General features: G+C 72.3%; 16 protein-coding genes. 15 read left to right on the top strand and 1 reads right to left on the bottom strand.

Annotation, left to right across the window (positions count from 1 at the left end; all coding sequences use genetic code 11):
* Positions 1-266: 266 nt before the first annotated feature.
* The 10 genes from AC0VYL_RS26650 (at position 267) to AC0VYL_RS26605 (ending at position 13,391) form a co-directional block, all read left to right on the top strand.
* Positions 267-2,822, top strand: a complete 2,556-nt coding sequence (locus tag AC0VYL_RS26650) for a ribonucleoside-diphosphate reductase subunit alpha (protein ID WP_475481801.1) — start codon at positions 267-269, stop codon at positions 2,820-2,822.
* 112 nt (positions 2,823-2,934) lie between these two features.
* On the top strand, positions 2,935-4,017 hold the full coding sequence (locus tag AC0VYL_RS26645; protein ID WP_475457063.1) for a ribonucleotide-diphosphate reductase subunit beta: 1,083 nt from the start codon (positions 2,935-2,937) through the stop codon (positions 4,015-4,017).
* A gap of 241 nt (positions 4,018-4,258) precedes the next feature.
* Complete coding sequence (locus AC0VYL_RS26640; protein ID WP_475481800.1) at positions 4,259-4,987, top strand: FadR/GntR family transcriptional regulator; 729 nt, start codon at positions 4,259-4,261, stop codon at positions 4,985-4,987.
* 304 nt (positions 4,988-5,291) lie between these two features.
* A complete protein-coding gene (putP, locus tag AC0VYL_RS26635) occupies positions 5,292-6,851 on the top strand; it encodes a sodium/proline symporter PutP (RefSeq protein ID WP_475483583.1) in 1,560 nt (519 codons plus the stop codon).
* Between the two features lie 140 nt (positions 6,852-6,991).
* Complete coding sequence (locus AC0VYL_RS26630) at positions 6,992-7,576, top strand: putative glycolipid-binding domain-containing protein (protein ID WP_475457060.1); 585 nt, start codon at positions 6,992-6,994, stop codon at positions 7,574-7,576.
* A 70-nt stretch (positions 7,577-7,646) separates the two neighbouring features.
* Positions 7,647-8,477: an ammonia-dependent NAD(+) synthetase gene (gene nadE, locus AC0VYL_RS26625; protein ID WP_475457058.1), complete on the top strand. Its 831-nt coding sequence runs from the start codon at positions 7,647-7,649 to the stop codon at positions 8,475-8,477.
* Positions 8,478-8,840: 363 nt separating this feature from the next.
* A complete protein-coding gene (locus AC0VYL_RS26620) occupies positions 8,841-10,241 on the top strand; it encodes an acyltransferase family protein (protein ID WP_475481799.1) in 1,401 nt (466 codons plus the stop codon).
* A gap of 9 nt (positions 10,242-10,250) precedes the next feature.
* Positions 10,251-11,093, top strand: a complete 843-nt coding sequence (locus AC0VYL_RS26615) for an alpha/beta fold hydrolase (protein WP_475457054.1) — start codon at positions 10,251-10,253, stop codon at positions 11,091-11,093.
* Between the two features lie 37 nt (positions 11,094-11,130).
* On the top strand, positions 11,131-12,396 hold the full coding sequence (locus tag AC0VYL_RS26610; RefSeq protein ID WP_475481798.1) for an AGE family epimerase/isomerase: 1,266 nt from the start codon (positions 11,131-11,133) through the stop codon (positions 12,394-12,396).
* On the top strand, positions 12,393-13,391 hold the full coding sequence (locus AC0VYL_RS26605) for a carbohydrate kinase family protein (RefSeq protein ID WP_475481797.1): 999 nt from the start codon (positions 12,393-12,395) through the stop codon (positions 13,389-13,391). Before AC0VYL_RS26610 ends, AC0VYL_RS26605 begins: the two co-directional genes overlap by 4 nt.
* 75 nt (positions 13,392-13,466) lie before the next feature.
* Here AC0VYL_RS26605 and AC0VYL_RS26600 read toward each other — a convergent pair whose 3' ends face one another.
* Positions 13,467-14,651: a carboxylate-amine ligase gene (locus AC0VYL_RS26600; protein WP_475457048.1), complete on the bottom strand. Its 1,185-nt coding sequence runs from the start codon at positions 14,649-14,651 to the stop codon at positions 13,467-13,469.
* A gap of 410 nt (positions 14,652-15,061) precedes the next feature.
* Between AC0VYL_RS26600 and AC0VYL_RS26595 the strand changes: the two genes are divergently transcribed.
* The 5 genes from AC0VYL_RS26595 to AC0VYL_RS26575 all read left to right on the top strand — a co-directional run bounded on the left by AC0VYL_RS26595 (position 15,062) and on the right by AC0VYL_RS26575 (position 21,374).
* Positions 15,062-17,857 (top strand): LuxR C-terminal-related transcriptional regulator, encoded by a 2,796-nt coding sequence (locus tag AC0VYL_RS26595; RefSeq protein ID WP_475457046.1) that lies wholly within the window; start codon positions 15,062-15,064, stop codon positions 17,855-17,857.
* A gap of 108 nt (positions 17,858-17,965) precedes the next feature.
* Positions 17,966-18,784: an ABC transporter ATP-binding protein gene (locus AC0VYL_RS26590; protein ID WP_475457044.1), complete on the top strand. Its 819-nt coding sequence runs from the start codon at positions 17,966-17,968 to the stop codon at positions 18,782-18,784.
* A complete protein-coding gene (locus AC0VYL_RS26585; RefSeq protein WP_475481796.1) occupies positions 18,781-19,500 on the top strand; it encodes an ABC transporter ATP-binding protein in 720 nt (239 codons plus the stop codon). The genes AC0VYL_RS26590 and AC0VYL_RS26585 overlap by 4 nt, the downstream gene beginning before the upstream one ends.
* Positions 19,501-19,511: 11 nt before the next feature.
* On the top strand, positions 19,512-20,363 hold the full coding sequence (locus AC0VYL_RS26580) for a branched-chain amino acid ABC transporter permease (RefSeq protein WP_475481795.1): 852 nt from the start codon (positions 19,512-19,514) through the stop codon (positions 20,361-20,363).
* A gap of 6 nt (positions 20,364-20,369) precedes the next feature.
* The gene (locus AC0VYL_RS26575; RefSeq protein WP_475481794.1) at positions 20,370-21,374 is read left to right on the top strand and encodes a branched-chain amino acid ABC transporter permease; all 1,005 of its coding nucleotides are present in this window, start codon (positions 20,370-20,372) and stop codon (positions 21,372-21,374) included.
* Positions 21,375-21,386: the final 12 nt, after the last annotated feature.

The raw sequence follows: 21,386 nt of genomic DNA, 5'->3' as shown, positions 1-21,386 counted from the left end.
CCTGGTGAAGCAGACGGGAACGACGACCGCCACGCGCGAAGAGGCCCGATCGGCTTCGGGCGCGGAGGGCGAGTAGGTCACCCGTGGGTCCCAGGGCCCGCCATCGACAACGCAGACGAGGGGGCTTCGAGGGGAGTCGCCGCGACCCGCCGGTCGCCGGTCCATCCGTATCCACTGCGGTGGGCCGCCGGTGCGAGCCGCGCGTCTGCTACTCGTGAACCCCGTTCCCCGCCGGGACTCTTCTTTACCGAGGTTGGAGCCGCTGTATGACCCTTGACGTCGAGGCCGTGCCCGCATCCGTTCGGCCCGCGCCGACCAACGGCGGTGGCGCCCCCGCCGCCATCGACCGGATCGAGCACGTCGTAACCGAGGCCTGTGCGCGGCTCACCGGTGTTTCGGCGGCCAAGGTCCTCACCGAGGCGCGTCGGGGCTTCTACCCCGGGATCGCGGACTCCGAGGTCGAGCTCGCCCTGGTCATGGCCGCCCGCAGCTACGTGGAGGTCGACCCGAACTACTCGTACGTGGCCGCCCGCCTGCTGCTCGACAAGCTCCGCACCGAGGCCCTCAGCTTCGTCAGCGGCGCCGCCGAGACCGCCACCCAGTCCGACATGGACGACCGCTACGCCACCTACCTGTCCGCCTACGTCGGTCGCGGCATCGACCTCGGACAGCTCGACCCGGCGCTGGCCCAGTTCGACCTGGAGCGCCTGGGCAAGGCCCTGCACGCCGACCGTGACGAGCAGTTCACCTTCCTCGGCCTCCAGACCCTGTACGACCGCTACTTCCTGCACAGCGACGACGTCCGCTACGAGCTCCCGCAGGCGTTCTTCATGCGCGTCGCGATGGGCCTGGCGCTCAACGAGGACGACCGCGAGGCCCGCGCCATCGAGTTCTACGAGCTGCTGAGCTCGTTCGACTTCATGGCCTCCACGCCCACCCTGTTCAACTCGGGCACGGTCCGCGCGCAGCTGTCGTCCTGCTTCCTCACCACGGTCGGCGACGACCTGCACGACATCTTCCACGGCATCAGCAACAACGCGATGCTGTCCAAGTACTCGGGCGGCCTGGGCAACGACTGGACCCCGGTCCGCGGCCTCGGCTCCCACATCAAGGGCACCAACGGCAAGAGCCAGGGCGTCGTCCCGTTCCTGAAGATCGCCAACGACACCGCGGTCGCGGTCAACCAGGGCGGCAAGCGCAAGGGCGCGGTCTGCGCCTACCTGGAGACCTGGCACATCGACATCGAGGAGTTCCTCGACCTCCGCAAGAACACCGGTGACGAGCGCCGCCGCACCCACGACATGAACACCGCGAACTGGGTTCCGGACCTGTTCATGAAGCGCGTGGAGGAGCAGGGCACCTGGACCCTGTTCTCCCCGGACGAGGTCCCCGACCTGCACGACAAGTACGGCAGGGACTTCGTCGAGGCCTACGAGAAGTACGAGGCCGACGCCGAGGCCGGCCGTATCAAGGTCTCCAAGAAGATGCCCGCCGTGGACCTGTGGCGCCGCATGCTCACCATGCTGTTCGAGACCGGCCACCCGTGGATCACCTTCAAGGACCCGTCGAACCTGCGGTCGCCGCAGCAGCACAACGGCGTGGTGCACTCCTCCAACCTGTGCACCGAGATCACGCTGAACACCAGCAAGGACGAGGTCGCGGTCTGCAACCTCGGCTCGGTGAACCTGCCGCAGCACGTCGGCCCGAACGGCATCGACGTCGAGCGCCTGCGCCGCACCGTCCGCACCGCCGTGCGCATGCTCGACAACGTCATCGACGTGAACTTCTACACGATCCCCGAGGCGCGCCGCGCGAACATGCGCCACCGCCCGGTCGGCCTGGGCCTCATGGGCTTCCAGGACGCCCTGTTCAAGATCCGCACGCCGTTCGCCTCCGAGGGCGCGGTCACCTTCGCGGACGAGAGCATGGAGCTGATCAGCTACTACGCCATCGAGGCGTCCATGGAGCTGGCCAGCGAGCGCGGTGCGTACGAGAGCTTCGACGGCTCGCTGTGGAGCCAGGGCGTCCTGCCCATCGACTCCCTGCGCCTGCTCGCGGACTCCCGTGGCGGCGACCTCGACATGGACCGCGGCGAGACCCTGGACTGGGACTCCCTGCGTGAGCGCGTGAAGTCCACCGGGATGCGCAACTCCAACGTCATGGCGATCGCGCCCACCGCGACCATCGCCAACATCACCGGCGTCAGCCAGTCGATCGAGCCGGTCTACCGGAACCTGTTCGTCAAGTCGAACATGTCCGGCGACTTCACCGTCGTCAACGACTACCTGGTCCGCGACCTCAAGGAGCGCGGTCTCTGGGACGAGGACATGGTGTCGGCGCTCAAGATGCACGACGGCAGCCTCGGCGCCATCGACCGCGTGCCGGACGACCTCAAGGCCCTGTACGCCACGGCGTTCGAGGTCGACCCCAACTGGCTGGTGGACGCCGGTTCGCGCCGTCAGAAGTGGATCGACCAGGCCCAGTCGCTCAACCTGTACATGGGCGCCCCCAGCGGCAAGAAGCTGGACGCCCTGTACCGCCGCGCCTGGCGCTCCGGTCTCAAGACCACCTACTACCTGCGTTCGCAGAGCGCCACCCACGTGGAGAAGAGCACGCTCAAGGGCACGGACGGCCGTCTCAACGCGGTCGCCTCCACCCCGGCCGCCCCCGCGGCGGCCCCTGCGGCGGCCCCGGCTCCCAGCCCCGCCGTGAGCCCGGCCCCGGTGGCCGAGCCGGTGGCGCCCGAGCCCGAGGACGAGTTCGAGATCGTCGACGGCCAGGCGTGCAGCATCGAGGACCCCGAGTGCGAGGCCTGCCAGTAACGAGGGACCCCGGGGCGCCCGCGACACCCGCGGGCGCCCCCGCACCCCTCCTGGCTCCCCTCCACTCCCCGAAGACGACCCCGGCCCGACCGGAGAACGGAAAAGTTCGAGCATGACCGCGGTTTCCGAGAACAGCGCAGCGGCCACCAGCGGCCTCGGCGAGATCGAGCGCGACGCCGAGCGCGTCAACGTCGACGACAAGTCGATGATCAACGCCCGCGCCGACGTGAACCAGCTGCTGCCCCTCAAGTACACGTGGGCGTGGGAGAAGTACCTCTCCGGGTGCAACAACCACTGGATGCCCACCGAGGTGGCGATGCAGGCCGACATCGCGCTGTGGAAGTCCAAGGACGGGCTCACCGAGGACGAGCGCCTGATGCTCAAGCGCAACCTCGGCTTCTTCGCCACGGCGGAGTCCCTGGTGGCCAACAACATCGTCCTGGCCGTGTACCGCCAGCTCACGAACCCGGAGTGCCGCCAGTACCTGCTGCGCCAGGCCTTCGAGGAGGCGGTGCACACGCACACCTTCCAGTACATCTGCGAGAGCCTCGGCCTGGACGAGGGCGAGCTCTTCAACATGTACCGCGAGGTCCCCTCGATCACCGCGAAGGACGCCTGGGCGCTCAAGTACACCCAGAACCTGGAGAACCCGGAGTTCCGCACCGGCACGCCCGAGGCGGACCAGGCCTTCCTGCGTGACCTGGTCGCGTTCTACGTGATCTTCGAGGGCATGTGGTTCTACACCGGTTTCGCGCAGATCCTCTCGCTGGGCCGCCGCAACAAGATGGTCGGCATCGCGGAGCAGTACCAGTACATCCTGCGCGACGAGTCGATCCACCTGAACTTCGGCATCGACGTGATCAACCAGATCAAGATCGAGAACCCGCACCTGTGGTCCGAGGAGTTCCAGGCCGAGGTCCGGCAGATGCTCACGGACGCCTGCGAGCTGGAGGTGGCCTACGGCCGCGAGACCATGCCGCGCGGCGTGCTGGGCCTCAACTCCGAGCTGTGCGAGAAGTACATGCACTTCATCACCGACCGCCGCGCTGAGCAGATCGGCCTCGCCCCCATCTTCGGTGAGACCGAGAACCCGTTCCCGTGGATGTCGGAGATGATGGACCTCCAGAAGGAGAAGAACTTCTTCGAGACCCGAGTGATCGAGTACCAGACGGGTGGCGGCCTGGACTGGGACTAGGTCCTTCCTGGGAGAACACGAGCGTCTCCCCTCCCAACGGCCCGGGGCGGGCGCGCGCCCCGGGCCGTTCTCGCGCCCGGGGGAACAGGGATAGCCATTCCTGGAATTCGAGCTCCCCATTTCTCCCGCGGACGCGCCGTGTTCTTATGATCCGTTCACCCCAGACGGATACGGGCGGGCCGATAAGGTGATGATCGGCCTTTTCCGGGTGAGGGTGCGGAACACGTCCTAAGCTGGCCGAGTGATCCCATCCTGCGATCCCGCGGCCGAAGCGGTCTTCCGTCGCGTCCGGGCCGACAACGCCCTGGAGGTCACCGTCGAGCGGCTGCTGTGCGCCATCAGACTCGGCGTCGTCCCGGAGGGCGGCCGCTTCCCGGCCGAGCGCGACCTCTCCGCCCGGCTGGGCGTCAGCCGTGTCACCCTGCGCGAGGCGATCCAGCACCTCCGCCGTCGGGGGCACGTCGAGTCCCGCCGCGGGCGCGGCGGCGGCACCTTCGTCGCGGTACCGCCCCCGAGACCCAGCCCGGACGAGGCGCGGCGCGGACTCGGCGCGGCCGACACCGCCCTCGACGACCTGCTCGCCTTCCGCCGCACCCTGGAGACGGGCGCCGTGGTCCGGCTGGCCGAGACCGGTCTCAGCGCGGACCAGCACGACCTCCTGGACCGCCGCGTGGGCGTGGCCGCCGACGCCGGACCCGCCGACTACCGGCGCTGCGACACCGTCTTCCACATCACCCTCGCCCAGCTGACCGGATCGGAGCGGACCGCCGCCGCGGTCACGGACACCCGGATGCGGATCAACCAGCTCATGGACGTGGCGCCGCTGACGGACGCGGCGCTGGCGGCCAGTGACGGAGAGCACCGCCGGATCGTCCGCGCGGTGCGGGCGCGCGACCCCGAGGCGGCGCGGCTGGCCCTGGGCGGGCACCTGGCCGGGGTGGAGCGCCGGTTGCGGGAGCTGCTCGGCTGAGCCCCGAGGGGCTCGGGGGAACCGTGCGATTCCGGCCGCGATCGGCGTCTCGCCATTCGGGACGGGAGCGCGGCCACGCGGCGTCACGTATGTCCGATCAGACAAACAGGACTTCCCGACAATGGCCAGCCGGACAATTCTGCCTGGTCAAGAACTCGACCAGGTCTCGACCGGGTGTTGTTTCGCACACAGGGCATTGTGGTCTGGGCTACCAACCGTGATGATCGGCCTGTTCTTCACAAACAGCGCGTCACGGTTCAGACCTCGCGCGTCAACGGAAAGGAGGGGACGGATGAGTGAAACCATGGCATGGTCGGTCGCGACGTTCGGCGTGTACCTGGCCGGCATGGTCGGCATCGGCCTGTGGGTGTACAAGCGCACCGTCTCGCAGTCCGACTTCGTGCTCGGCGGACGCCAGCTGAACCCCTGGGTGAGTGCGCTGAGCGCCAACGCCAGCGACTTCAGCGGTTGGCTGCTGCTGGGCCTGCCCGGCGCCATCTACGTCTCCGGTCTCGGTGAGGCCTGGATCGCGGTGGGTCTGGCCTCGGGCTTCGCCGGCAGCTGGATCCTCATCGCCCCGCGCCTGCGCGTGTACACCGAGCGCGTCACCGACTCCCGCTCCGGCGGCGAGTCCGACTCACTCACGCTGTCCTCCTTCCTGGAGAACCGCTTCAACGACCGCACGCGCTCCCTGCGCGCCGTGTCGGCCGTCCTCATCATCGTCTTCTACTTCTTCTACGTGGCCTCGGGCCTCGTGGCGATGGCCTCCCTCTTCGACCAGGTCTTCGGCCTCTCCCCGGCGCCGGCCATCGCGATCGGCGTCAGCATCGTCGTCCTGTACACGGTGCTCGGCGGCTTCCTCGCCGTGTCCTACACCGACGTGGTGCAGGCGATCATGATGTGGCTCGCCCTGCTGGTCGTCCCCGTCCTGGCCCTCACCATGCTCGGCGGCTTCGGCGGACTCGCGGACAGCGTGTCCGAGAAGAGCGACGGTCTGATGTCCGCCTTCGGCGGGGTGTCGCTCGACGGTGACACCGGCCTGTGGAGCTCCACCGAGACCATCGGCTGGGTCGTCATCCTCTCCGGTCTGGCCTGGGGCTTCGGCTACTTCGGCCAGCCGCACATCCTCGCCCGCTACATGGGCATCCGCTCGGTGAAGGACATCCCCAAGGCGGCCGTGGTCAGCGTCAGCTGGGCGGTCAGCGCGATGATCCTCGCGGTCCTGGTCGGCTTCATCGGCATCGCCTACTTCGAGACCCCGCTCGGTGACCCCGAGCAGGTCTTCCCCCGCCTGATCGAGGCCCTCTCGCACCCGCTGGTCGCCGGTCTGCTCCTCGCCGCCATCCTCGCGGCCGTCATGAGCACCGCCGACTCCCAGCTCCTGGTGGCCGCGTCGGCACTCACCGAGGACGGCTACAAGGCCTTCGTGGACAAGGACGCCTCCCCCAAGTCCCTGCTGTGGATCAGCCGCGGCACCGTGGTCGCGGTGGCCCTCGTCGCCGCCGGGGTGGCGCTCTGGGGCAACCAGTCCGTCATGGACCTCGTGGGCTACGCCTGGGCGGGCTTCGGCGCCGGGTTCGGCCCGGTCCTGCTGCTGGCCCTGTTCTGGAAGCGCATGACCTGGGCCGGTGCGCTCGCGGGCATGATCGTCGGCGGCACCACCGCCATCGTCTGGGACATCGTCGACAGCGGCTACCTCGGTACCGGCCTGTACGCCATGGTCCCCGCGGTCATCCTGAGCTTCGCCGCCATCTACCTGTGCAACGGCCTGGGCAAGGTCAGCACGCAGATGGAGGAGGACTTCGACAAGGTCGTCCGCGAGATCGGGGAGGGCGAGGCGCCGGAGACCGAGAAGGTCGCCTGACGTCTGTCCCCCCGGGGCCCGTGGTTCCTCCCGGAGTGAACCACGGGCCCCGTAACGAACGGCTTCCGTGCCCGTGTCACGTTCGGCACGGGCACGCTCGCGCTCTGGCGCCGCACCGTCCAGAACGGTAGAACGGTGACATGTCGTCACTGACGGAACACCCGGCCGCGTGGACCCGCACCGACGTCCCCCAGGGCCTGGGACTCGGCACGGTCCTGCCCGAGCCCGACGGCCACCGGCTGGAGGCCGGGGAGACCGTGGTGGAGGGGGCGGAGCGCTTCTTCACGCGCTTCACCGTCCGCACGGACCTGGCCTGGACGACCCGTGAGGTCCGCGCCGAGGTGCTCTCGGCCTCCGGGCCGAGGTCGGTCACGCTCCGGGCCCAGGACGGCCACTGGACCGACGCGGACGGCCGCCCCCTCCCGGAACTGGTGGGCTGCCTGGACGCCGACGTCGCCGCCACGCCCCTCACCAACACGCTCCCCATCCGCCGTCTCGGCCTGCGCCCGGGAGAGCACCGGGACATCGCGGTGGCGTGGATCGACATCCCCTGCCTACGGGTCCGCCGCGTCCGCCAGCGCTACACCCGGCACCCGGCCGAGGACGGTCTGGAGCGCTACACCTACCGCGACCCCCTGCACGGCGAGTACCGGCTGTCCGTGGACGGCGACGGCGTCGTGGTCGACTACGAGCGGTTCGCCCGCCGCCTGCGCGCGGACCCCTGACCGACGTGGTGAAGCGCTCCCCGCCAAGGGTGATAATCGGTGGACCACGCACCACACGCAGGGAGCGCACGTGACCGAGACAGAGCTGAGCGAGCAGCGCCGCGAGATCATCCGCGACCTCGAAGTCCCCGAGCACTTCGACGTCGGCGCCGAGATCGAGCGCAGAGTGGCCTTCCTCGCGGAGAGACTCACCACGAACGGCTCCCGCGCGCTGGTCCTGGGGATCAGCGGGGGTGTGGACTCGCTCACCGCCGGGCGCCTGTCCCGTCTGGCCGTCGACCGGGCCCGCGAGTCCGGGCACGAGGCCGAGTACGTGGCGGTGCGCCTGCCCTACGGGACCCAGGCGGACGAGGAGGACGCGGCCCGCGCCGTGGAGTTCGGCGCCCCCGACCGCTGCCTGACCGTGGACGTGCGCCCGGCCACGGACGCCATGGCCGCCTCCCTCACCGAGGCCGGTGTGACCCACGAGCACGCCTTCGCCGAGGACTTCGTGGTCGGCAACGTCAAGGCCCGCCAGCGGATGATCGCCCAGTACGCGATCGCGGGAGCCGCGCGCGGCCTGGTGGTCGGCACCGACCACGCGGCCGAGGCGGTCACCGGCTTCTTCACCAAGTACGGTGACGGCGGGGTCGACCTGGTTCCGCTGGCCGGACTGACCAAGCGCCGGGTACGCGCGGTCGCCGCCGAACTGGGCGCCCCCGAGGACCTGGTGAACAAGGTGCCCACGGCCGACCTGGAGACGCTCACCCCGCAGAAGCCCGACGAGGACGCGCTGGGGCTGACCTACGATCAGATCGACGACTTCCTCGAGGGTCTTCCGGTCTCCGACGAGGTGACCCGCACCCTCGTGGACCGCTACGGTGTGACCGCCCACAAGCGCGCCGTCCCCACCGCTCCCTGATCCCCTCGGGGCCCACCGGCACCACCTGCCCGGGCCCGTCGGCGCCTCCGGTCCGCGAACACCCCCGCGCCCCCGGCGCTCCAAGCGGGCGGGTAGTGCTGGCACCACCCCTCGTGGGAGGGCTGGCCGTCGGGGAGAGAGGGTACCCAGCGCCCTCGCGGTGCCCGGCGCCCCGAACCTAGGGTCGTTACCAGCGACGCGTCACCACTGCCGTCATCAGTGTCGGCGGGCGCCCGTGATCAGGGCCCCGCATCGGGACGTGTCGGACCCCCCACAGGTCAGCACAGCCCGGTCAGCACGACCAGGCACCTCCGCGTGCCCGGCCGCCCCCGGACTCCGGGAAAGACCAAGGAGCGACAACCCATGACCGTGATCGCCGAACCCGCGAACGCGGGCGGGGACCGGCCTCAGGCCTCCGCCTCAGCACCGGTGGTGGCCGTGCCCCGACCACGGGGACGTGATCGCTTCCTCGACGCCCTGCGCCTGTTCGTCATGGCCCTGGTGGTCCTCCAGCACTGGTGGCTGCCGGTGCTGACCGTGCAGTCCGAGGGCGATCTCGCGGCGACCAGCGTCCTGAGCACCCCGGGCGGGTTCGCGCTCACCTGGGTCTCCCAGGTCATGCCGCTGATCTTCTTCGTGGGCGGCGCGGCCAACATGATCAGCTGGCGCTCGGCCCAGGGCCGGGGCCAGGCCGCGTCGGTCTGGTGGGCCAAGCGGCTCAGACGGCTGGCCTGGCCCGTGGTGCCCCTCGCGGTGGTGTGGATCCTCGCCTCCCACCTGGCGGTCCTGGGCGGAGCCCAGCAGCAGCCGGTGCTGGTCGGCGCGGGCGCGGCGGGCATGGTGCTGTGGTTCCTGGCCGTGTACGTGCTGGTGGTGGTGGCGACGCCGATCCTGGTGGCCGCCCAGGACAGGTTCGGCTGGTGGGTCCCGGCGGGGCTGCTCGCCGGTGCCATGGTCGTGGACCTGAGCCGGTTCGGCTTCGGGGTGGAGGCCTTCGGCTTCCTGAACGTGGCCTTCGTCTGGCTGGCCGTCCACCAGCTGGGGTTCCGGTACGCGACCGGCGCGATCCGCCGCCCCCACGCGGCGTGGATGGCCGCGGTCGGCGCCGTCACCGCGGTCGTCCTGGTGAACGTGGGCCCGTACTCGTTCAACATGACCGGTGTGTTCGCCGCCGAGACCTCGAACGTCTCCCCGCCGACCCTGGTGCTGGCGGCGCTGGGCGCGGTACAGGTCGGCGTCGCGATGCTCCTGCGGGACCGGATCTCCGCGTGGACGGACCGGCCCGGTCCGGCGCGGATGCTGGACCGCGTCTCACCGCAGCTGATGACGGTGTACCTGTGGCACATGCTGCCGATCTCGGTGGTGGCCGGAGTCCTCGTGTACGGCCTGGGAATCAACACCCCCGACCCGATGACCGGGCTGTGGCTGCTGTGGGGCGTGCTCGGCGTGGCGGTCCTGGTGCCGATGATCCTGCCGCTCGCCCACTGGGCGGTGCGGTTCGAGGAACCGCCGAAGGTCCTGCGGGGCGACCCCGGGCTGGTCCGCGTGCTGGCCGCCGCCGCACTGATCGGCGGGGGGCTGCTGGCCCTGACCGTGGCCGGTCTGGGCTTCGGGCTGGCGCCGGTGCTGGGTCTGGTGGCCGTGGTCTCCGGCCTGCTGCTCACCGCCGCGCCGCGTGCGCGCACCGCCGGTGAGCCGACCCGGGCACAGCTTTTGCCCAGTTTCCTGGTTCGTCCCGGTGGTCGGGACGGGTACCTCGGGTAGACCGGTGGGATGAACCCCAGACGCATCGCCTTCGACCGGCACGGGAGCGGTCGCCCCGTGGTCCTGCTGCACGGACTCGGTGACCGACGGCAGAGCTGGGAGGCGGTGGCGCCCCGGTTGACCGCCGACTACGAGGTGGTCAGCGTGGACCTGCCGGGGTTCGGGGAGTCCCCTGCGCCGGAGCGGGACGAACCCTACGACGTGCACAGCATGGTGCGGGTGATCCGGGAGTTCTGCGAACTGCACGGGTTGGAACGCCCCCACCTGGCGGGCAACTCGCTGGGCGGTTCGATCGCCCTCGAACTGGGGGTCCAGGGGGTGGCCGGATCGGTGACGGTGTTCTCCCCGGCCGGGTTCTCCGACCGCCTCGCCCGCTGGGGCATGCGCACGGTCGGCGTGGTGGCCAACCTGGCCACGCACCTGCCCATGCCCCTCAAGGAACGGCTCGCGGACACCCCGCCCGCGCGGGCCGCCGCACGCATCGCGCTGCGCGGCGACCCCTCCTCCCCGGAGGCCAAGGCGACCCGGTTCGGTATCCAGGGGCTCACCCCGGGGGCGCCGTACGTGCGCATGGTGCCGAGGATCGCGGACTACGACTTCACCTCGCGCCCGATCCCCTGCCCGGTCACCATCGCCTGGGGCGACCGGGACCGGACCCTGCTGCCCTCCAGCGCCGAGCACGCCCACCAGCGCGTGCCCAACGCGCGCATGGTGTCGCTGCTCGGGGTCGGACACATCCCGATGGCGGACGACCCCCTCAGCGTCGCGGAGCACATCCGCTGGACGTGCAGCGCCGCCGACCGTGCCCGGGGGACGAGCGGAACCCTTCCCGGGAAGCACGGCCCGGGATAGCGTTACGCGCGGAACAACTCCCTGAGGAGGCACTGGTTTGACCACTTCGACACACCCTGCCCCGGGGTCCCCCCCGTGGTTGGCGGCGGAGGAACGGCGGCTGGTCGACTTCGCCGCCGGTGCGACCGTCCCCGACGGTTTCGGCTGGCTGGACGCCGAGGGCGGGGTGGAGCCCGACCGCCCCACCGAGACCTGGATCACCGCACGCATGACGCACGTGTTCTCCCTGGCGCACCTGCGCGGCGACGCGCGCGCGGCGGAGCTGGCCGACCACGGGCTGGCCGCGCTCTCCGGGCCGCTGCGCGACGCCGATCTGGGCGGATGGTTCGACGAAGTGCCGGAGGGCGGGGATCCCACCAGTATTCGGGAGCGCTCCCAAAAGCTCCCGGACAAGTCCGCCTACCCCCACTCCTTCGTCGTCCTGGCAGCATCCTCCGCGACCCTCGCCGCCCGCCCCGGCGCGCGTGACCTGCTGGACGAGGCCCTGCGGGTGTTCGACGCGCGTTTCTGGGAGGAGGACGCGGACTGCGTCCGGGAGAGCTGGGACGCCGACTGGACCGTCACCGAGCCCTACCGGGGGGCCAACAGCGCCATGCACTGGGTGGAGGCGCTGCTGGCCGCCGCCGACGCCACCGGCGACACCGACTGGACCCGCCGGGCCCTGGCCGTGGCCGAACGCCTGGTCCACGGGGTGGCCGCCGAGCACGACTGGCGCCTGCCCGAGCACTTCACACCGGACTGGCGGCCGCTCCCGGACTACAACCGCGACCACCCGGACCACCCCTTCCGCCCCTACGGCAGCACCACGGGCCACCTCCTGGAGTGGGCCCGCCTGCTCCTCCACCTCGAACTCGCCCTGGAACGCGCGGGCGAGACCGTCCCCGCGTGGCTGCGCGCCGACGCCGAACACCTCTTCACCCACGCCGTCCGGCGCGGCTGGGGCGTGGACGGCGCTGAGGGGTTCGCCTACACCCTGGACTGGGAGGACCGCCCGGTCGTGCGCCAGCGCATGCACTGGGTGGTGGCCGAGGCCACCATGGCCGCGTGGGCGCTGGCCCGGCGCACCGGCGACGCCGCCTACACCGAGCGGTACGAGCGCTGGTGGGAGTACGCGGACCGCTTCCACGTGGACCGCGAGCACGGCAGCTGGCGGCACGAGCTGGACCCCGAGAACCGCCCCGGGGGAGCGGTGTGGACGGGCAAGCCGGACGTCTACCACGCCTACCAGGCCACCCTGCTGCCACAGGTCGGGTTCTCGACCTCGATCGCGGCGGCCCTGCGCGGCACCGGAGGAAGCCAGTGACCGAGGAAGCGACGCGCCCCGCACCCGGCGCCGGGACGCCACGGCTCGTCGTGGTCGGGGAGAACGTCATGGACCTGCTGCCCACCCGGCACGGCCCGGACGTGCTGCGGGCCGCACCCGGCGGCGGACCGGCCAACACGGCGCTGGCCGCCGCCCGGCTGGGCACGCCCACCCGGCTGCTCGCCCGGATCGGGGCCGACGGATTCGGCGCGCTCATCCGGGAACGCCTCCTGGCCGGAGGGCTGGACCCCGCCGGTCTGGTCGCGGCGGAGGAGCCGTCCGCCCTGGCCCTGGCCACACTCGGTGCGGACGGGGCGGCCCGGTACGACTTCCGCATGGACGACGCCGCCGACTGGCGGTGGCGTCCCGGTGAGCTCCCCGGCACCCTGGAGCCCGGGGTGCGGGCCCTGCACGCCGCCTCGATCGCCCTGTTCAGGGAACCGGGGGCCTCACGGATCGAGGCGCTGCTGCGGCGCGAGCACGGCCGGGGGCAGGTGACGGTCTCCCTCGACCCCAACATCCGCGCGGACGTGGTGGGGGACCCGGCCGAGGCCCGCGCGCTGGCCCTGCGCCACGCCGCCCAGGCCCACGTGGTCAAGGCCAGCGACGAGGACCTGGCCTTCCTCCACCCCGGGCTCACCCCGGAGGAGGCCGCGCACGCCCTGGCCGCGCTCGGTCCGGCGTTGGTCGTGGTCACCCTGGGCGCGGACGGGGCGTTCGCCCTCTCCCACGGCGTGACGGCCGCGGTCCCCGCGTCGAGGGTGACGGTCGTGGACACGGTCGGCGCGGGCGACTCCTTCATGGGCGCCCTGCTCCACCGCCTCGACCTCGACGGGAGGCTGGGTGAGCGGCCGCGGAGCCGCCTGACCGGGCTGACCGAGGCGGACCTGACCGAGCTGCTGACCTACGCCGTCACCGCCGCCGCCCACACGGTCACCCGGGTGGGCGCCGATCCCCCCACCACCGACGAACTGCGGGAACGCCTGGACGCCTGAGCGGACCGGTGGGAGGGGCCGACCCCTCCCACCGGGCGGGCCCGCGCCGCTGGCGGTGTCCCTCCCGACGGGGCGTCAGACCCGGGGGATCCTGGGGCGGGGCACCGAGCCCAGGCCCTCGCGGGACTGCGCCACGACATGGTCCACCACGTCGGTCATCCGCTCGCGGCGCGCGTGGGCGACCCGCTGGCGGTGGGCGCCAGAACCCACCGTCAGGACCCGGTCGAGCAGGGACGACACGAGGTCCGTGTCCCCGGAGACGGCCAGGCCGGGCAGGGCGGCCCGGCGGACCCGCTCCATGGCGGCGCTCGCGGTCAGGGACTCGCCGGTCAGCGGGTCGGGGACCACCCCCTCCAGCCCCTCCCGGGCGGCCCGCCACACGGCGGCGCGCAGGGTGTGCGTGCTGACGTCGGGTGCGGGGACCCCGTGCCGCACGTCGGTGAGGGCCCGCGCGGCCAGGCCGCGCGTGAGGGTCGCGAAGAGCAGGGCCTCCTCGGCGGTGGCGGCCACGTCGCCCACCCGGATCTCCAGCGTGGGCAGGTGGTCGGAGAGGCGGATGTCCCAGTAGACCATGCGGCGGTCCAGGACCGCCCCGGTGGAGGTGAGCCCCCGGACGGCGCTCTCGTGCTCCTTGAGGGTGCGCATCAGCGGCGGCGGTCCGGCGGAGGGCAGCCGGTTCCAGGTGACCGTCCGCCAGCTGGCGTGGCCGGTGTCGCGCCCGGACTGGAAGGGTGAGTTCGCGGCCAGCGCGACCAGGAAGGGCAGCCACCGGCGCAGGTGGTCGCTGACGGCCACGGCGGTGGCGGGGTCGGGGACGCCGACGTGCACGTGACAGCCGCACACCACGTGGGAGGCGCGCAGGGCGCCGAAGTGGGACGCGATGGCGGAGTAGCGGCGGCCCTGGCTGACGGTGGCCGACGCCGGGTCACCCAGGACGGGCGTGCCGGTGGCGGCCACGGCCAGGCCCGCGCTGTCGGCGGCCCGGTGGAGTTCCGCCCGTGCGGTCTCCAGGAACGCGCGGGCCTCCTCCGAGGTGGTGCACACGGGGCTGTTGGCCTCCACCTGGGCGCGGGTGAACTCGCCGCACAGGTGGGGCCCGAAGGAACGGGCGTGGGCCAGGACGTCGGGTGCGCGGGAGAGGATGCGGCGCGTGCGCGGGTCGACGACGAAGAACTCCTCCTCCACACCGAACGTCAGGGGTCGGTTCGCGGCGCCGACGGGTATGCGTCGGTCGTCCGCTGTCAGGGAGCGGTTCTCCATGCGGGTCCTCCGGCTGTCCGATCCAGTGTGTCCCGCACTGGATATCCCGCACGGGGACGGCCGCGACAGTGTCCCGAAGTGGACAAAAAGCTATCCAAGAGTCGTTTGTGCTGTTTGTCTGGTTCGTTGACGGGGTGCCGTCGGCGCGTCGCGTCCTGACTACCTGGACGGACGCCCGCGGGGTTCCGGTAGGGCGGCACATGAGCGAACCGGAACATTTTTTCGGCATCGCGGACCCGGTCAGACCACCGTATTCGCGTGCGCAACACGCTCCCCGAGAAGCCACCCGAGGACCACCAGAACCCCCGTGCGCGGACGCCACTCGCGGCACCGGGCGGGTATCGGTGAAACGACCAGTGTGTTCGTGCACACCTGCCGGAGCGGGGCGGCGCTGTGCGAATGTGAACAACGTGACGGAACGGTACACGGAGCCCCCGAGCGTACGCCTCCGGGGCCGGGACGCTGAGCGGAGGACCCTCGCCGACACCCTGGGCGACGCGAGGTCCGGCCGAGGTGCGTCCGTGCTCCTCACCGGCGGTCCGGGCCAGGGCCGGAGCCTCCTGCTCGACCACACCCGCGACACCGCGGGTGACTTCACCGTCCTCCACGCGGGCGGGGTCCGCACCGAGACCGACCTCGCCTGCTCCGGCCTCCAACGCCTCCTGCGCCCCGTGGCACCGGTGCTCGACCGACTCCCGGCGCCCCGGCGCGACCTCCTGCGCGAGGCCCTCACCCGGGGCGGCGGCACCGGCACCGACCGCTACCCGCTCTACACCGCCGTCCTCGAACTCCTCTCCGAGGCGAGCACCGAACGGCCCCTCCTGCTGTGCGTGGACGACGCCGAACTCCTGGACGCCACCTCGCTCGACGCCCTGGCGTTCGCCGCGCGGCGTCTCACCGGGACCCGGATCGCCGCCGTGTTCGCGGCCCTGGGCGGGCACGCCGCCCCTTCCACCGCCCCCGGGCCGGTCCCGGGGGTGACCGAACTGGCCCTCGCCCCACTGGAGGACCGCGCGGTGCACGACCTGCTCGTCGACCGCGCCCCCGCCCACCTGTCGTCCCCGGTCCGTACCGGACTGGTACGCGCCGCCCACGGCAACCCCGCGGCGGCCCTCGGCTTCCTCTCGTCCCTGACCCCGGAGCAGGTCCGGGGCGAACACCCCCCGCCCGAGCCCCTCCCGCTCGCGGCGCGGTTGCGCTCCGCGCTGATCGCCCCCTACGAGGAGCTGCCGGACGACGCCAGGCGCCTCCTGCTACTCGGAGCGCTGGCCGCCGAACCCCGGGTCCACCTGATCCTGGACGCCGCGCGAGAGCCCGACCACCCCGAACCCGCGCCCTCGGTGTCCACCCTCGAACCGGCCGAGCAACGCGGCCTGGTGCGGGTGGACGGCGACACCCTGGTCTTCCCCGACCCGCTCCTGCGCGAGGCCGTCGTCCAGGCCACCCCCGCCGGTCGCCTGCGCGCGGCCCACCGGGCCCTGGCCGGGGTGACCGACCGCGAGCACGCCCCGGTCGAGTTCGCCCGGCACTCCGCCTGCGGTGCCGAGGCCCCCGACGCCGACCTCGCCGACCGGATCGCGGACGCCGCCCGGCGGGCCAAACGCCTGGCGGGCCCCCTCGCCGCCTCCCACACCAACGAGCGCGCCGCCGCCCTCACCCCCGACCCCGACGAACGCGCCTGCCGCCTGGCCACCGCCTCCCACGAGTCCCATCTCGCCGGAGAGCCCGAGCGCGCCGCACGGCTGCTCGGGCGGGCCCGGCCGCTCGCGGTGTCCGACCGCCGCCGGGCCGTGGTCGCCCTCATCGAGGCCGAGTTCGAGACGCTCGACTCCAACGCCGTCGACGCGGCGGAACGGTTGTACGCCGCCGGGCGCGCCCTCGTCCCGCACGACCGCGCCCTCGCCCTGCGCGCCCTGGTCCGCTCCGCCGACAGCGCCTCCTACGCGGGGGACCCGGTCCGCCACGCCAGGGCCGCCGAACTCGCCGTCCCCCTGGTCCGCGCGGACGATCCGCCCTCGATGCGGTTGACCGCCGCCTTCCTGGAGGGGTGCACGGTCTCGTTCCGCGGCGACTACGTGAACTCCACCCCGCTCCTGCGCGAGGCGATCCGGCTCTCGCACGGAATGAGCGCCCCCTCGGAGCTGGTGTGGGCCGGGATCTGCGGCCTCCGCCTGGGGGACGCCCCCTTCGTCCGCGCCGTCACCTCCCGCGCGGCCGAGTCGGCCCGGTCCCGGGGAGAACACGTGTTCGTGCCCCCGGCGCTGGCCTTCCTCGTCTTCTCCGAGTTCTGGAGCGGTCGCTTCCCGTCCGCCGCCGGGACCGCCCTGGCCGGGCTGCGCGCCTCCCGCGAGTCCGGCCAGTCCGTCTGGGTCGCCCAGAACCTCGCGTCGCTGGCGATGATCGCCGCCATCCAGGGCGACGTCGACACCTGCCACATCCGGGCGCGCGCGGTGACCGCCCAGGCCGGGGAGCGGAGCCTCGGCCTGCCCTCCGCACTGGCCTCCTGGGCGCTGGCCGTCCTCGAACTCTCACGGGGCAACGCCGCCGACGCCTTCTTCCGGCTGCGCTCCCTGGTGCACGCCGGACCCGGACACGGACACCCCACCATGCGCCTGCTCACCGCGCCGCACTTCGTGGAGGCCGCGGTCCGCACGGGCAAGATCGGCTGGGCGCGCGCCTCCCAGGCCGGGTACCGGGGCTGGGCGGAGGCCGTGGAGAGCCCGAGCGCCCTGGCCCTGGCCGCGCGCGGCGACGGCCTGCTCGCCACCGGCGAGGAGGCGGCCGACCACTTCGGGACCGCGCTCGACCTGCACCGGGCCTGCGGTGACGACGACGTCGAACACGCGCGCACCCAGCTGCTCTTCGGCGCCTCCCTCCGCCGGTCCCGCCTGCCCGGGCGCGCCCGGGAGCACCTGTACAACGCCCTGGAGACCTTCGAGCGCTTCGGCGCGCGGCTGTGGGTCCGGCAGACCCGGGCCGAGCTGCGCGCCATCGGTACCGCCGAACGCGGCCCGGAGACCCCGGCCACCGGCGAACTGACCGCGCAACAGCAGCAGATCGCGCAGCTGGTGGCGGAGGGCGCCACCAACCGCGAGGTGGCCGCGCACATGTTCATCAGCCCGCGCACCGTGGAGCACCACCTGCGCGGCATCTTCCGCAAGCTCAACATCAGGTCCCGGGTGGACCTGGCCCGTCTCCTGAACTGAACACGTCCCGGGGCCGGACGCCACGGGCGTGCGGGTGCCCCGTCGCGCCGACCGGTCGATACCAACTGGTCGGTATGAGATCCGGCGAGTCGCCGGAGAGAGGCAGCCATGACAACGACCGCACCGGAACACCTCCTGACAGCGGACGGGGTGACCGTGCGCTTCGGAGGGCTCACCGCGCTCGACGACGTCGGACTCCGGGTCGATCCGGGCTCCGTCGTCGGCCTCATCGGCCCCAACGGAGCGGGTAAGACCACCCTCTTCAACGTCCTGTCCGGGGTGCTGCGCCCCACCAGGGGAGCCGTCTCCTGGAAGGGGACACCCCGGACCGGCAGGCGCACGCACCACCTGGCCAGGGCCGGGATCGCCCGGACCTTCCAGGGCCTCAACCTGTTCCCGATGATGCCCGTCCTCGAGAACGTCATGGTGGGCGCCGACCGCCTCGCCCGGGGAGGGGCGCTCTCCCTCGTCAGCGGCCTCGGACGGCACCACCGCGACGAACACCGTCTCAGGGGGCGTGCCATGGCCGCCCTGGAACGCTTCGGTGTCGCCGAGCACGCCCACCGACTCCCCGGCACCCTGCCCTACGGCGTACAGAAGCAGGTCGCCCTCGCGCGGGCCTGCGTCGGAGAACCCGAACTCCTCCTCCTGGACGAACCCGCCAGCGGACTCTCCGGCCACCAGACCACCGAGCTGGGCGAGCGGATCCGCGGGTTCCGCCAGGACATGGCGGTCGTCCTCGTCGAGCACCACATGGACCTGGTCATGAACGTCTGCGACCGCGTCGTGGTCCTCGACTTTGGCAGGATCATCTCCTCCGGAACCCCCGAGGAGGTCCAGGCCGACCCCGCCGTCACCCGCGCCTACCTGGGCACCTCCGACACCCCGGCCACGGGGCCCGACGACGGGAACGGGGACCGCCGATGACCCGCGCGCCCCTGCTCACCGTGGAGGGCCTCAGCGCCTCCTACGGCGCCGTCCGGGCCCTCGACGACGTCAGCCTCACCGTTCCCGAACGCGGACTCTGCGCCGTCCTCGGGGCCAACGGCGCGGGCAAGACCACCCTCCTGCGCACCCTCACCGGCCTGCACCGCGCCGCTGCGGGCCGGGTCCTGCTCGCGGACGAGGACATCACCCGGCTCCCCACGGAACAGGTCGTTACCCGAGGCCTGGCCCACGTCCCCGAGGGCGGCGGGGTGGTCGTCGAACTCACCGTGGAGGAGAACCTGCGCCTGGGCGCCCTGTGGCGCGCGGACCGGCGCGACCGCACCACCCTCGACGAGGTCATGGACCTCTTCCCGCCCCTGGCGGAGCGCCGCACCAGGGCCGCGGCCACCCTCTCCGGCGGTGAGCGGCAGATGCTCGCCATCGGCCGCGCCCTCATGGCCCGGCCCCGCGTCCTGCTCCTCGACGAACCCTCGCTCGGCCTCGCGCCCCTGATCACCCGGCGCATCCTCGACCTGCTCCGCGACCTCCGCGACCGTACCGGCCTCACCGTCGTCCTCGTGGAACAGAACGCCGCCGGGGCCCTGTCCGTGACCGACCACGGATACGTCCTCAACCAGGGCCGTGTCGTGGCGGAGGGGACCTCCGCCGAACTCCTGGCGGACGACCGCACACGCCACGCCTACCTCGGCTTCTGAGGGAGACCCCCATGAACTACTTCGTCACCCTGACCCTCAACGGGCTGGCCTCCGGGGCGGCCTACGCGGCACTGGCGCTCTCCCTGGTCATCATCTACCAGGCCACCCGGCTCGTGAACTTCGCCCAGCCCGCCCTCGCGCTGCTGTCCGTCTACACCGCCTACACGGTCACCCAGCTCACCGGCTCCTACTGGCTCGGGTTCGCCGCCGCCCTGGCGGCGGGGCTGCTGGTCGGGGCCTTCGTGGAGCGCTTCGTCGTCCGACCCATCGCCAGGACCTCCCAGCTCAACGCCATCATCGTCACCCTCGGCCTCCTCCTGGTGGTCCAGGGCGGGGTCGGCATGGTCTGGGGCAACGAACAGCACGGCTTCCGGTACGCGTTCAGCTACGTGGGCCGCTTCGCCCCCTCGGACGTGTTCGCCCTGGTCTCCGTGGGGGCGGCCGCCCTCCTGCTGTTCGCCCTGTACCGGTTCACGCCCCTCGGCCTGCGAATGCGCGCCGCCGCCTTCCACCCGGAGGCGGCCCGGCTCAGCGGTGTGCGGGTCGGCCTCATGCTCACGGCGGGCTGGGGCATCGCCTCCCTCATCGGAGCGCTGGCGGGCATGCTCGCCGGGCCGCCGTTCATCTCACCGAACGTCTTCGACGTGGTGTTCGTCTTCGGGATCACGGCGGCGGTGGTGGGCGGACTCGACAACCCCTTCGGCGCCGTCGTCGGCGGACTGCTCATCGGGCTCGGCATGTCCTACGTGTCCGGGTTCCTCGGACCCGAACTGGCGACCCTCGCCGCCCTCGTCATCGTCGTGGCCGTCCTGAGCGTGCGCCCCGACGGCATCCTCTCCCGACCGACCGCCCGAAAGGTCTAGCCAGTCATGCCCCTGCCCGTCCGCCACCTGCTACTGGCCGCCCTCGGCCTGGCCGCCGTCGCCGGGCTGCTGTTCGTGACCGGCGACCTCACCGCCCTGCGCGTCGCCGCCGTCGGGTACACCATGCTCGCCGTCGCCGGGCTCCAACTCCTGGTCGGCGGCTCCGGACAGGTCTCCCTCGGCCACGGCGCGTTCATGATGATCGGCGCCTACACGATGGCGCTGCTGGTCCTGCACCAGCCGACCCTGCCGCTCGCCGCCAACCTCGGCGTCATCGTCGCGGTGTCCGTCGTGGCGGGCGTCGCGGTGGGCGCCGCCACCGCGCGCCTGCACGGGCCGTACCTGGCCGGTGCGACACTCATCCTCGCCGTGGGCCTGCCCGGGCTGGCCCACCGGTTCCACGGTCTCCTCGGCGGCAGCAACGGCCTCAACATCCGCACCGCGGGAGCCCCGCCGATCCTCGACGGACTCGTGACGACCAGCGAGTGGCGGGCCCTGGTCGTGTGGACCACGGTCGTGCTCGGCCTGGCCGCGCTCGCCACGATCTCCGCCGGGCGCCTCGGCCGCCGCATGCGCGCCATCCGGGACGACGAGACCGCCGCAGCCATGGCGGGGGTCCCCGTCGGCGCCACCAAGGTCGTCGCCTTCGTCATCGCCTCCGCGGCGGGCGGTCTGGCCGGCGGACTCCAGGCCTACGTCCTCGGCACCGTCACCCCCAGCAGTTTCACCCTCGTGCTCTCGCTGACCCTGCTCGCCGCGCTGGTGCTCGGCGGCATCGGCAGTCTGTGGGGCGCGCTGTGGGCCTCGATCGCCGTCGTCTACCTGGACGTGTGGGCCACCGACCTCGCACGGGCGGCGGACCTGGGACGCAACGCCGAGAACAACCTGCCGGTGGTGTTCTTCGGCGTGGTCCTCATCCTCGTCCTGCGGTTCTGGCCCCTCGGCGTCCACGGCGCCCTCCGAAGCCTCGGAGCCCGCCTCCGGGCGGTCCGCTCCGACACCTCCTCGTGAACCCCCAGTGAA

Source organism: Nocardiopsis sp. iso_238 (assembly GCF_056173325.1).
This window is presented reverse-complemented; position numbering and strand designations above follow the sequence as displayed.